The organism is Marinitoga sp. 1135 (genome assembly GCF_013363245.1).
GTDB lineage: Bacteria > Thermotogota > Thermotogae > Petrotogales > Petrotogaceae > Marinitoga > Marinitoga piezophila.
Map to the genome: position 1 here is coordinate 1 of NZ_LBEZ01000009.1, position 13,205 is coordinate 13,205.

12 protein-coding genes are annotated in these 13,205 nt (G+C 32.9%); 9 read left to right on the forward strand and 3 right to left on the reverse strand.

All coding sequences use genetic code 11. The annotated features are described in order from the left end of the window. Positions 1–639: AAA-like domain-containing protein (locus tag XO10_RS05115; protein WP_175421208.1), on the reverse strand; the 639-nt coding region annotated here is incomplete at its 3' end. 219 nt (positions 640–858) lie between these two features. On the opposite strand from XO10_RS05115, the gene XO10_RS05120 reads away from it, so the two are divergent. The 9 genes from XO10_RS05120 to XO10_RS05160 all read left to right on the forward strand — a co-directional run bounded on the left by XO10_RS05120 (position 859) and on the right by XO10_RS05160 (position 10,454). Further along, positions 859–2,535 carry an ABC transporter substrate-binding protein gene (locus XO10_RS05120; protein ID WP_075780464.1) on the forward strand — a complete coding sequence of 559 codons (1,677 nt, stop codon included), beginning with the start codon at positions 859–861 and terminating at the stop codon, positions 2,533–2,535. A gap of 104 nt (positions 2,536–2,639) precedes the next feature. After that, positions 2,640–3,629 (forward strand): ABC transporter permease, encoded by a 990-nt coding sequence (locus XO10_RS05125; protein ID WP_014296510.1) that lies wholly within the window; start codon positions 2,640–2,642, stop codon positions 3,627–3,629. Between the two features lie 4 nt (positions 3,630–3,633). Beyond that, a complete protein-coding gene (locus XO10_RS05130; protein ID WP_175418259.1) occupies positions 3,634–4,491 on the forward strand; it encodes an ABC transporter permease in 858 nt (285 codons plus the stop codon). Positions 4,492–4,500: 9 nt separating this feature from the next. After that, positions 4,501–5,469 carry an ABC transporter ATP-binding protein gene (locus XO10_RS05135; RefSeq protein WP_014296512.1) on the forward strand — a complete coding sequence of 323 codons (969 nt, stop codon included), beginning with the start codon at positions 4,501–4,503 and terminating at the stop codon, positions 5,467–5,469. Continuing rightward, a complete protein-coding gene (locus tag XO10_RS05140; RefSeq protein ID WP_014296513.1) occupies positions 5,462–6,406 on the forward strand; it encodes an ABC transporter ATP-binding protein in 945 nt (314 codons plus the stop codon). Before XO10_RS05135 ends, XO10_RS05140 begins: the two co-directional genes overlap by 8 nt. Before the next feature lie 11 nt (positions 6,407–6,417). Then, complete coding sequence (bgaS, locus tag XO10_RS05145) at positions 6,418–7,866, forward strand: beta-galactosidase BgaS (protein WP_075780465.1); 1,449 nt, start codon at positions 6,418–6,420, stop codon at positions 7,864–7,866. Between the two features lie 23 nt (positions 7,867–7,889). Further along, positions 7,890–8,888 (forward strand): LacI family DNA-binding transcriptional regulator, encoded by a 999-nt coding sequence (locus tag XO10_RS05150; protein ID WP_175418260.1) that lies wholly within the window; start codon positions 7,890–7,892, stop codon positions 8,886–8,888. Between the two features lie 4 nt (positions 8,889–8,892). Further along, positions 8,893–9,753, forward strand: coding sequence for a DegV family protein (locus tag XO10_RS05155; RefSeq protein WP_014296516.1), 861 nt, complete (start codon positions 8,893–8,895; stop codon positions 9,751–9,753). 23 nt (positions 9,754–9,776) lie between these two features. Then, entirely contained in the window at positions 9,777–10,454 is a 678-nt protein-coding gene (locus XO10_RS05160; RefSeq protein WP_014296517.1) for a hypothetical protein, read from the forward strand. Positions 10,455–10,495: 41 nt separating this feature from the next. Here XO10_RS05160 and XO10_RS05165 read toward each other — a convergent pair whose 3' ends face one another. Both XO10_RS05165 and XO10_RS05170 read right to left on the reverse strand, forming a co-directional pair. Next, positions 10,496–11,812: a TldD/PmbA family protein gene (locus XO10_RS05165; RefSeq protein ID WP_075780467.1), complete on the reverse strand. Its 1,317-nt coding sequence runs from the start codon at positions 11,810–11,812 to the stop codon at positions 10,496–10,498. Then, positions 11,809–13,197, reverse strand: a complete 1,389-nt coding sequence (locus XO10_RS05170; protein ID WP_014296519.1) for a TldD/PmbA family protein — start codon at positions 13,195–13,197, stop codon at positions 11,809–11,811. Before XO10_RS05170 ends, XO10_RS05165 begins: the two co-directional genes overlap by 4 nt. Between the last annotated feature and the right edge of the window lie 8 nt (positions 13,198–13,205).

Here is a 13,205-nt window from a genome sequence, read left to right on the forward strand (position 1 = left end):
GAATATTTGCCCTGTTTCCTTTTCATGTTGTGAAAGTAAATCATATACCTGTTCTTTTGTAAAGTATGGCACTTCCATATGTTCTGCTATATTAAATGGACTGGCGTTGTCTTCTAATACTCCGCTTAAATAGCTTACGCTGATTAATATTACACTTCGAAGTTTGTACATCTCTTTTTTATGATATATTTTTCTTATTACATGCAATAATGTATTCATTATTTCCTCATTATTTAATTTTTCAAATTCATCTATCATTAATACTACTTCTTTTCCGGTTTTTTTATATATCTCCTCAAATATATTTTTTATCATTCTTATTTTTTGAGGTTTTGTTTCAAGAGTTATATTGTATTTTTCTGCTTCTTCTATTATTTCTTCATAAAAGGTTTCTATAAACTCTTCTTCCGTTTTCATATTTTTATAATCTTCAAAGGATAAAAAAATAGTTATATATTTATCCTTTATCTTCTCAACTATATCATTTAATAACGTGGTTTTTCCACTCTGTCTTGGTGCAGATACTGTAAAGTATCTCCAGTTTTCTATATGATTAAGTGATTCTGCCATTATATCCGGTCTTTCAACATAATAACATGTTTTCTTATCAACAGGTCCTGATGTACAAAACGTCCTCATCATTTCCACCTCCACACAGTAAATAGGCATAAATATTATATCACAATATGCTTATTCTAATTTAAACAAATATTTTAAAAATTTCAAAGAAACACATTTAAGTTTTTTTATTGTCTTTTTTCTATATGAAATGGAAAATTTTTTCATTTTTTCTTGTTTGGAATGTAAATATTTTCATGAGAGAATGAAAACGTTGAAATTTTATAAGGGGGGAATCTTATGAAAAAAGTTATGGTAACCTTGGGAATATTGGTATTGTTAGTAAGTACTTTTTTTGGTGCAAGATATGCAAGAAATGAAACTTTGTACGTTGGGGGAGGATTATGGGAACCACCAAGTAACTGGAATCCATTCCTTCCATGGGGTTCAGTCTCAGGGACGATAGGGTTAGTTTATGAAACACTTTTCAACTATGATCCAATTACAGGTCAAATGGAACCATGGCTTGTAAAAGATGGAAAATGGGTAGATAAAAACACATATGAAATAACATTAAGAGATAATTTAAAATGGAGCGATGGGAAAAAATTTACAACTCAGGATGTGAAATTTACATTTGAGCTTGGTAAGAAATATGAAGATGTTTATTATCACAATCTCTGGGAAAGTCTTGACAGAATTGAGCTCGGAAGCAACAATAAAGTAAGATTCATTTTTAAAGAACCATCTTATCATTCATGGGAAGTAAATTTATACAGTATTCCTATTTTGCCAGAACACATATGGAAAAACAAATCAAAAAATGAAATCATAGAAGGTGCAAATGAATATCCTGTTGGTTCTGGTATGTATAAGGTCGAAGGCTGGAGTCAGGATAGATGTATCTTTGTTAGAAATGACGATTGGTGGGGTAATGAAGTATTTGGAAAACCCGTTCCAAAAAGGGTAATTGAAATTGTTATTTCAAGTAACAACGTTGCACTTGGTATGTTATTACAGGGAACTCTTGATTGGAGTAACTTCTTCCTTCCTGGAATACCAAGACTTGCAAAAATTTATGAAAATATTAAAACATGGTATAAAGAATCTCCATATATGTTATCTTCAAGTACAGCATATTTATTCATGAACACAAAGAAACCACCTATGGACAATGCACAATTCAGAAAAGCCGTAGCTTATGCAATTGATAAGCAGAATATAGTTAATAAAGTTTATGAAAATCAGGTTATTGCAGCAGATTCACTTGGTTTCTTGCCAACACCTGCATGGAAAAAATACGAAGACAAAAAGGTTTTAGAAAAATATGGATTTAATTATTCACCAGCAACAGCAAAGAAATTATTGGATGAAGCAGGATATGTAGATAGAAACGGTGATGGCTGGAGAGATTTGCCAGATGGTAGCACAATTGATTTATTAATAGTTGTTCCATATGGCTGGACAGACTGGATGGAATCAGTAAAATCAATTGCTGAAGATTTAAGAAAGGTTGGAATTAAAGCTGAAGCAAAATTCCCTGATCAGGGTAAATATGAAGAAGATATGTCAACAGGAAACTTTGATATGCTCATTAATGATTACGGTTCAACAAGTTCTGTTTCGCCATGGACATTATTAAATTTTGTAGCAAATCCATTGATTATGGATGAAATGTGGGATGGAAACTTTGGAAGATATGAAAATGAAAAATTGTTCTCACTTATAAAAGAAATAAACAAAACACCTTTCTCAGAAGAAGCAAAATTAAAGGAACTATTCTCAGAAGCAGAAGAAATCTTATTAAAAGAAATGCCAGCAATTCCTGTATGGCACAACGGATTGTGGTTCCAGGCAAGTACTTATGCATGGGAAAATTGGCCAGATGAAAATAATCCTTATGGTTATCCATGTAGCTGGCCAGGACAATGGCAGTTTGGAGCAGTAAAAATCTTATTAAACTTAAAAGCTAAGTAATTATAAGTTTCTTCATATACTTTGTCCTCAATATTCGGCTGTCAGGCCACCTGGCAGCCTTTCCTGATTACCCTGTTTTTTTACTTCGTTTGGAGGTGCCATTAATGAATAGTTATTTAAAGAAAAAGTTTTCAATATACTTTTTAACCTTTTTTGTAGCAATAACAATTGACTGGGCAATACCCAGATTCATGCCAGGTAATCCTGTTGCATTGCTTATGGGCAGATTTGCAGCAATGCCAGGTTCAAGGCAATTAATGATGTCTTACTTCACTGAAGCATTTGGATTAAACAAACCGCTTTTAACTCAATATATAGATTTCTGGAAAGCCTTCTTTCACGGTGATCTTGGCGTAAGTTTATATCTTTATCCAAAACCTGTTATGGAAGTAATAAAAGAGGCTATTCCATATGATTTAATGTTATTATTGCCATCAATATTATTAAGCTGGATTGTTGGGAATAAACTCGGTGCTTATGCAATAAAGAATAAATTCGTGGAAAAGGTTATTATTCCTCTTTCTTACTTTTTTACAGCAATGCCATACTTCTGGTTTGCTATTATTTTAGCCTGGTTTTTAGGTGTTGTAAATCCTATATTTCCAATTTCAGGTGCTTATAGTTATTCAATAAATCCTGAATGGTCTGTAGATTTTATCCTTGACTTTCTTTCACACTGGATATTGCCATTTTTATCATTATTTATGGTAATGCTTGGCGGTTGGGCTATAGGTATGAGAAATATGATTATTTATGAAGTTGAATCAAATTACTCAAGATATATGAGAAGTTTAGGATTATCTCAGCGTTTGAGATTAAATTATGCATACAAAAATGCTTTGCTTCCACAAATTACAGGTCTTGCTTTACAATTGGGAACAATAGTTGCAGGAGCCTTAACAACAGAGGTTGTTTTTTCATATCCTGGAATTGGTTATTTATTATTACAGGCAATTTTACATCAGGATTATTTCCTTATCCAGGGTTGTTTCTTATTTATAGTTCTTGGTGTATTAATAGCTAATTTTATTGTTGATATAGTTTATGTATTAATCGATCCACGTGTAAAAGCTTCATTTGTAGAAGGGGCGTGAGGAAATGAAAGAATGGTTGAAAAATCATGAAGGGTTATATTATACCTTTACAAATAGACGTGTAATTTTTGGGAGCATTGTATTGATATTTTTTGTTTTACTTGCAATAATTGGACCAATGATTGCAAAATTTGATCCGCTTGATACCTCAAGCATGCCATATTCTCCGCCAAATCCCACCAACTGGCTTGGAACAACAACCTTTGGTCATGATATATTTTCACAACTTGTCTATGGTTTAAGAAGTTCATTATACCTTGGAATAATAGGCGGTGGAATTGCTACAATAGTAGGACTTATAATTGGATTTATATCCGGCTATTTAGGAGGATTTTCAGATGAGTTCTTAATGATGATTACAAATATCATGATGGTAATTCCTACTATGGCATTACTGATTATAATTGCAGCTTATTTACCATATAGAGGCGTTACAATAGAAAGTATAATAATTGGTTTAACCAGCTGGCCGTGGACAGCCCGTGCTGTAAGATCACAAACACTTTCATTAAAATCAAGGGAATTTGTACAGCTGGCTAAAATTACAGCGGTAAAACCCATGAAAATAGTTTTTAAGGAAATAGCACCAAATATGATGTCTTATGTGTTTATGGTATTTATCCTTCAATTTGGAGGAGCAATATTATCGGCAATTGGACTTGATTTTATAGGTCTTGGTCCAACAAGGGGCGTTTCACTTGGAACCATGCTTCAACAGGCTGTATTATGGAGTGCTATTCAATTAAAAATGTGGTGGTGGGTTGTTCCACCAGGATTGGTAATAACAATCTTTGTAGGAACATTGTTCTATGTAAATACAGGATTAGACGAAGCATTTAACCCTCGTCTCAGGAAACAGTGAGGTGGTATGATGAACCCATTATTAGAGGTAAATAATCTAAAAGTTTATTATAGTACATTAAAAGGTGAAGTTAAGGCTATAGACGGTGTTTCATTTAATCTACATGAAGGTGAAGTTCTGGGAATAGCTGGAGAATCAGGTTGTGGAAAATCCACACTTGTTAATTTCTTTGTATTCCCATATGAGCCAATGCATTACGCCGGAGGCAGTGTAAAATTACGGGGAATGGAATTAACAAATCTGGCAGATAAGGATATGAATAAGATTCTCTATAAAAAGATTTCCATAATTCCTCAATATGCTTTAGATGCACTATCACCAACAAAAAAGATTAAACGTATAATCACGGATTTCCTTGCTGAACATGGTTATCAATATGATGCAAAAAAAGTAGAAGAACGTCTTGAAATGGTGAATCTTGACAAAAGTGTTTTAAACAGATATCCTGTAGAGTTATCCGGTGGGATGAAACAAAGAGTGGTTATGGTTATTTCAACTTTACTCGATCCAGATATTTTAATTGCAGATGAAGTAACCTCGGCTCTGGATGTTAGCTCGCAAAAGTTTGTAATTCAAATGCTTGAAAAGTTTATGCATGAGGGAATTGTAAAATCAATAATGTTTATAACCCATGATATTTCAGTATTATATCAAATTGCCAACAGAATTATGATTCTATACGCAGGGCATGTCGCTGAAATAGGGCCCACAGATGAAATAATAAAAAATCCAAAACATCCATATACAAAAGCACTTATAGATTCATTACCAAAGATGAATATAAAATTTGAAGAACAAAGACTTAAGAGCATTCCTGGACATCCACCAATGTTATTGAATCCACCTTCAGGATGCCGATTTGCAGATAGATGTCCAGTTGCAATTGATAAATGTAGAAAGGCTGTACCTCAGGAAAAAAGAATTGGAGAAAATCATTCTATATATTGCTGGAATGCTGGAGATGATTTAAATGATTAAAATTAAAAATTTATCTAAAACCTTTTCAAGTGGATTTATAAAAAAAGAATATGTAAAAGCGGTGGATAATGCTACATTTGAAATAGAAGATGGAAAAATTGTTTCACTTATAGGAGAATCAGGAAGCGGAAAAACTACAATTGGAAAGTTAATATTAAAATTGGTAAAACCTACTGAAGGCGAGATATTATATAAAGATAGAAATATATATGATTATAATCCCATTGAATATTATAGAAATGTTCAGGGTGTTTTTCAGGATCCATTTGCATCATTCAATCCCATTTATAAAATAGATAATATATTCGATATGCTCTTTAATAGCTTATACAATGAAATTCCAAAAAGCGAAAGGCTTGGAAGAATTGAAAAATCACTTAAAGATGTGGGATTAAATCCAAAACATATTATTGGAAAGTATCCTCATCAATTATCTGGAGGACAATTACAAAGATTATTAATAGCAAGGGCTTTAATACTTGAAAGCAAATTCCTCGTTGCCGATGAGATTATCAGTATGCTCGATGCATCAACAAGGGTTGACGTTTTAAATATTCTTGGAGATTTAAAATATAAAAATAAAATGAGTATTTTATTTATTACACATGATTTATCCCTTGGATATTACATAAGCGATTGGATGCTTATTATGTATAGGGGAACTATCGTAGAAATGGGAGATACAAAGGAAATATTTTCCAATCCTTTGCATCCATATACACAAATGCTTTTTGATTCAGTACCAACTCTGGATAAAAAATGGGATGATTCAGAAACAAGCACAGAAACAGGTGAAGAACCACCGAAAACAGGTTGTAAATTCGCACACAGATGTCCTTTTGCAACAGATAAATGTAAAACATATAATATGGAAAGCTATACAGTTAATAAAAATCATCAGGTAAGTTGTATAAAATTTGCCAACAAAAATAATTGAGAGGTGATAAGATGTTTAAAAATGATTTTTTATTTGGTGTTTCATTATCAGGAATGCAATTTGAAATGGGCTCAATAAAGGATTTAGACGATAGAACAGATTGGTATAAATGGACTACAGATAAGATGAATATAATAGCGGGAATTGTTAGTGGAGATAGAGCTGAAAATGGCTCCAATTACTGGAATCAATATGAAGAAGATCATTCAAATATGGTGAAATACGGAATGAATGCTATTAGAATTGGCGTTGAATGGTCAAGAATATTCCCTGAAAGCACAGAAAATATATTTGCAAAGATTGAGCGCGATGGTGATAAAATATATAATGTAGAGGTTACAGAAGAAACAATTTCTGAATTAGAAAAAGTTGCTAATATGGAAGCCGTTGAACATTATAAAAAGATATTAAAGGATTTGAAAAATAAAGGAATTCATGTTATACTGGATTTAACCCATTTCAGTTTACCTGTATGGCTTCATGATCCTATAAAAGTTCAAAGAAAAGGTTTATGGAATGTTAAGGAACAGGGGTGGGTATCAACATTATCTGTAACAGAACTTGCTAAGTTTGCAGGTTTCTGTGTAAAACACTTTGATGAATTTGTAGATGAATGGAGCAGCATGAATGAACCACAAATTGTCTCCTCTCTTGGATATCTTCTGGTAAAATCAGGATTCCCACCAGCATATCCAGATGAAAAAGCATATAAATTAAGCATGATAAATCAGGCTCAGGCACATGCAAGAGCATATGACGTTATAAAAAAATACACAGATAAACCTATGGGACTTGTATACTCATTTACACCTGTTTATCCAGAAAGTGATGAAGCTGGAGACTGTGTGGCAAAAGCTCTTGATTTCTATAACTTCTGGTTTATGGACATGATTACATATGGAAATGTAGACGGTGAAATAAGGGAAGATATGAAGAACAAAATCGACTTTATAGGTGTCAACTATTATACAAGAGCTGTTATTGCAAAAGATGAAAACTCAGAAGAAGGATGGACTGTATTAAGCGGCTATGGCTACGATTGCGAACCATATTCAAAATCAAAAGCCGGATTTCCAACAAGCGAAATGGGCTGGGAAATATATCCAGAAGGAATATACGAGGTTTTAAAATTCCTCAATGAAAGATATAATTTAAGAATGATAGTTACGGAAAATGGAACAGCGGATTCAGAAGATAGGGTAAGACCTTTCTTTGTATTATCTCATTTAAATCAAATTGAAAAAGCCGCTGAAGAAGGAATAAAAATAGAAGGATATCTTCACTGGTCATTAATAGATAATTTCGAATGGGCTGAAGGATTCTCAAAGAGATTTGGACTTATGAAGGTTGATTATGAAACTAAAAAACGAACACCAAGACCAAGTTTATTGGTATATGCAGATATTATAAAAAATAAAACTACAAAGCATTTAATTGACAGTGTTTTCTATATGAAATGATTTAAGTTAGGAGGCGTTTTGCCTTGAAAATAACCATAAAAGATGTTGCAAGAGAAGCCAATGTTTCCATTGCAACGGTATCCAGAGTATTAAATGGAACAGGTAAGGTTAATAAAAAAACAAAAGAACAGGTATTAAAAGCTGTTAAAAAGCTTGGTTATAAAACTTCCACAATTCCACTGGCACAGGATCTCAAGATTATAGGGATCCTCGTGCCGGATCTTTTTGCATATCATTATAGTGAAATTATAGAAGGAGCTACAGAAACATTAAGAAAAAATGGTTATGGTTCTATAATTGCCACATTTAATGGTCGTATTCTCGAAGAAGAGGTTGCAATTGAATACTTTTTTACAAGAAGGGTATATGGAGTAATAGTCTGCACATCAGAAGAAGATGATGAAAAATTAAGAAGATTACTCGATATAGCCATTCCAGTGGTTACTGTAGACAGAGAAAATACTGATTTCAGGTTTGACTCTGTAAACATAGACAATTATCTTGGTGGAAAAATGGTTGCAAAATATTTACTGTCAAAAGGACATAAAAAATTCTTACACATTACCGGAGATATTGATTTATACTCAATTAGATATAGAAGAGACGGCTTCAAATATCAAATAGAAAAATCTGGTGGAAGAGTAAATGTTCTTGAATCAAGCTTTACAACAGGAACAACTTATAAAAAGCTAAAAGAATATATAAGAAAAAACGGTGTTGATTTTACAGCAATATTCACATCAGACGATTTAATTGCTCTTGAAACATTAAAGGTATTATACGATGAAGGAATTAAAGTGCCTGATAATGTTTCAGTAATGGGATTTGATGATGGTTATATGGCACAATTTAGCATTCCACCATTAACAACAGTAAAACAGCCAAGAAAAGAAATGGGAAAAATGGCTGCAAGATTGTTAATTGATAGGCTAAATCCCGAAAAAAGAAATAGCGTTGTTAGAAAAATGATGATGTCCCTTGAAATAGTTGAAAGGGAATCTGTAAAAAATATTGAGAGGTGATTATATGGAAAAAATAGGTGTTGTTATTGATTCAGGTTGTGACCTTCCAAAAGATATAGCTGAAAAACATAATGTAAGAATTCTTCCTTTACGAACATTTATAAATGGTGAAGAATATGAAGACGGGACATTTAGTGAAGAATTTCTCTTCGAACATTTAGATGAAGATGTTAAAACATCACTGCCAAAACCAGAAAAAATTAAAGAAACTATGGAAAATATGATTAATGAAGGTTATAAAAAAATTCTTACATTTAACATTTCACATGGTTTAAGCGGCTCTTATAATATATTTACAATGGTATCAAGGGAATTAAGGGAAAAATATCCAGATGTAAGAATAGAAAATATCGATACACTAAATATTTCCATTGGTTCAGGTATTATAGTATATAGAGCTTTAGAATATATAGAACATGGTTTTTCATATGATGAAATACTGGAAAAAGTGAAAAAAGACATTAATAACGCTACTGTATTTTATGTTATCCCAACATTAAAATACCTTGCAAGAGGAGGAAGGATAGGAAAGGTTTCTGCTGCTATTGGAAACTTTCTCGATGTTAAGCCTATAATTTCTGTTAACGAAGAGGGAATCTATTATACAGTGGCTAAAGTAAGAAACATTAGAAGAGCTGTTAATGCCATGTATGAGGAATTCTTGAAATTCGTTGGGGAGAGGGATTTTTATGCTGTTGTTAGTATTACAGGAAAATCAGAAAAGGCTGTATCTTTGCAGAACATGTTATTTTCAAAAATGAGAGCACTTGAAAATTCTTTAAAGGTTTTTATGTGGGATGTTTCTGCAACATTGGCTGTTCATACAGGACCGGATCTTGTTGGAATTGGAATTTTAAGGATATAAAATTTTTATCATAGGTGATACAGATGAAAAAAGGATTTTATTTCCTATTGATAATTATTATCATCTTAATTCTAATATCCTGCGAAAAAGGAGAAAAAGATATGCAAAACAACTATATATTACATAAGGATATCACCGTTACAATATTCTGGGTTGGAGAAGATGCCAGCGAAGAAAATGGCTATATCACCAACACTCCAAGCGCATGGGACGAAAAATGGACAGAACATTATGGCGGCATAGACGATCCAGATAACAGAAACGGTTATTATCCTGCAGGATTTATCCCAAAAGAAAATCCATTCTATTTTGCTTTACCATATAATGATTTCGATGAAAACGGAAATAGAAAAAAAGAAGCATATGAAATTATTCCATGGGCCAAAGAAAAGAAATGGGGAAATCTGGAATCCATGTGCAAAAACAGATGGATAAAGATAATAAAAGGCGATAAAGTCGCTTATGCACAATGGGAAGATGTTGGTCCATTTAATGAAGACGATAAAGAATATGTTTTTGGAAATTCAAAACCTAAAAATACCATAAACAATTATGCAGGATTGGATGTTTCACCTGCTGTAAGGGATTATCTTAACTTAAAAGACATTGATAAAATAGACTGGCAATTTGTTGATGAAAAAGACGTTCCAGATGGTCCGTGGAAAGAAATAATTACAACAAGTCAAATATACTGGGAATAAAGAAAAAGGTCCGGATAAAACCGGACCTTTATTATTGATTATTATGCATTACCTGCTATATCAATTTCAGAAATAATTACTGATGGTGCTATTGTACTGCTAAATGAAATCCACATATCGTTTCCTGCTTCTTCAATCTTTGATAATACATCAAGGAAATTACCGGAAATTGTAATCTGTTCCACACCACTTACTATCTTACCGTTTTCTACCTTTAATCCCTGTGCTCCAAGTGAAAATTCACCGGAAATAGGATTTGCACCTGAATGTAATCCTTCAAGAGAAGTAATTATAATACCGTCTCCCAGAGTTTCAACAAGTTCATCAAAATTTTTCTTTCCAGGTTCAAAATACATATTAACAGGTGCAATACCTCTTCCAAGGGCATTACCTGTAGATTCCTTTCCCTCTTTTTTAGCTGTTTTTAAGTTATATAAAAATGTTTTAAATACACCATTTTCAAGTATTGTTTTTTCCTGTGTAGGAACACCTTCACTGTCAAATGGAGCATTGTTTAAAGAACCTTCATAATATGGAATATCTTTAATATTTACAATATCGCTTCCAATCTTTTCACCAAGTTTTTCCTTCAATGGTGACATATTTTTCTGTGCGTTTTCAGCTGAAATCATAGGAATAAGCATAGTTGCCAATAAACTGGTAAATTCGTCACTTCTAATAATAACCCTATATTTCCCGCTTTTCACTGATTTTGAACCTATTTTGGCTATAGCCTCTTCAGCTGCTCTTTTTCCAATTGCTTCAAGGTCTAATTTTTCAGGTTTTGGGGCAATTCCAAACCAGAATCCTGATCTTGGTGATTCGTCTTTTGCCACAACTGAAGCATATGCATATCCGCCATCACCTTTATAACTTTTCTCCAATCCCAATGTATTTGCAATAATAATTTCAGATGTTTGGTGAGCAAACATTGCCATTGGAACCATCACAATTCTTTCATCTTTACCTGCTGCTTCTGACATTTTATATAATCTATCCAATTTTTCCTTTACGCTTAACTTTTCAAATTCACCATAATATGATTCAAATTCAGGATACTTCCCAGAACCGTCATAAAAAAGATTTTCTTCTTCTGAATCTATTATTTCATAATTTGTAATTGCTTCTTCCACTAACTTTTCAGGAGTATCAAATATCGTTGTTGAAGCTGTTCCTATCTTTCCATCCTTTAATACCGTTAAAGAAATTGAATTGCTATTTGCATCTTTATACTCATCCAATTCTCCATTGCCCAATCTTAAAGAAAATTCATATGTTCCATTATATGAAATCTGTGCTTCAAAACCTTTTTCTTTTGCTAATTTAAATGCTTTATCTTTAAATTCATTGAATGTCATTTATTTCGCCCCCCAACGATAATTTCAGAAACCCTTATTGTTGGCTGTCCTACATCAGCAGGAATGCTTCCTGAAATGGAACCACACATTCCCTGACCACGTTTTATATCGTTTCCAACCATATCTATCTTTTGAATTATTTCATAACCTTTTCCTATTAAAGTTGCACCTCTAACTGGTTTTGTTATTTTACCGTTTTCTATTAAATATCCTTCATTAACTGCAAAATTAAATTCGCCTGTTGATGGATTTACAGAACCTCCACCAAGTCTTTTTGCATATAATCCATATTCTGTATTTGCTATTATTTCTTCTGGATGATAATCACCTGGCAAAATAAATGTATTTGTCATTCTTGAAGTTGGTGCAAATGTATAATCCTGCCTTCTTGCGCTACCAGTGGATTTCATACCCATTTTTCTTGCACCAAGCTTATCTATCATATATCCTTTTAAAATACCATTTTCAATTAATACATTCCTCTGTGTTGGCGTTCCTTCATCATCTACATTTAAAGAACCCCATGCATTTGGAATTGTTCCATCATCAACTGCAGAAACGCATTCTGCTGCAACCTTTTCTCCCAATTTACCTGCAAATACAGATGCGCCTTTTGCTACAGCTGTTGCCTCTAAAGCATGTCCAACAGCTTCATGGAAAATAACACCACCAAATTCATTTGAAATAACAACAGGATATTTCCCAGCTGGTGCTGGTTCTGCCTTAACCATTCTTGCAGCTGTTCTCGCAGCTACCTTTCCAGCTTCTTCTACATCTATAACATTAAAAAATTCAAATCCCATTCCTGCTCCAGGGCCATAAAATCCTGATTCCATAACGCCATTATGTTCTGCAACAGCATTTATCATTAATCTTGTTCTTACCCTATTATCTTCAACAAAAACACCTTCTGAGTTTGCTATTAATACATTTTGATCATATTCCCAATAATATACAACTACCTGAGATATTAAGTCTGAGTAATTTTTTGCTGCATTATATGCTCTCTTCATTACAGCAACCTTTTTTCTTTTTGAAATATCTTCAGGATACAAAAATACAGGATGTTTATTTTCATATTCTGTTTTGTTTAAATTTAAAACAAGGTCTTCTACCTTTATTTCACCAAGAGCTTCTCCAACTCTTTTGGCTACACTTAATAATGACTCTCTTGAAAGATCATTGGTATATGCATATACTGCCTTTGTTCCTAAAAATCCTCTAACCCCAACTCCAAATCGATTCCCTGTTGTTGCACTTTCAAGACTTCCATTCTTCATAGTAAAGTTATTTGTATATCTTTTCTCAACAAATACTTCGGCAAAATCTCCGCCGTGTTTGAGAACGGTTCCTATAATATCCTGTACAAGCTCTTTACTTAACACCATTTCAC

Excerpts from the sequence above, each read along its gene's own strand:
- XO10_RS05120 (WP_075780464.1), top strand. The coding sequence starts at position 859 with ATGAAAAAAGTTATGGTAACCTTGGGAATATTGGTATTGTTAGTAAGT.
- XO10_RS05125 (WP_014296510.1), top strand. The coding sequence starts at position 2,640 with ATGAATAGTTATTTAAAGAAAAAGTTTTCAATATACTTTTTAACCTTT.
- XO10_RS05130 (WP_175418259.1), top strand. The coding sequence starts at position 3,634 with ATGAAAGAATGGTTGAAAAATCATGAAGGGTTATATTATACCTTTACA.
- XO10_RS05135 (WP_014296512.1), top strand. The coding sequence starts at position 4,501 with ATGAACCCATTATTAGAGGTAAATAATCTAAAAGTTTATTATAGTACA.
- XO10_RS05140 (WP_014296513.1), top strand. The coding sequence starts at position 5,462 with ATGATTAAAATTAAAAATTTATCTAAAACCTTTTCAAGTGGATTTATA.
- bgaS (WP_075780465.1), top strand. The coding sequence starts at position 6,418 with ATGTTTAAAAATGATTTTTTATTTGGTGTTTCATTATCAGGAATGCAA.
- XO10_RS05155 (WP_014296516.1), top strand. The coding sequence starts at position 8,893 with ATGGAAAAAATAGGTGTTGTTATTGATTCAGGTTGTGACCTTCCAAAA.
- XO10_RS05160 (WP_014296517.1), top strand. The coding sequence starts at position 9,777 with ATGAAAAAAGGATTTTATTTCCTATTGATAATTATTATCATCTTAATT.
- XO10_RS05165 (WP_075780467.1), bottom strand. The coding sequence starts at position 11,812 with ATGACATTCAATGAATTTAAAGATAAAGCATTTAAATTAGCAAAAGAA.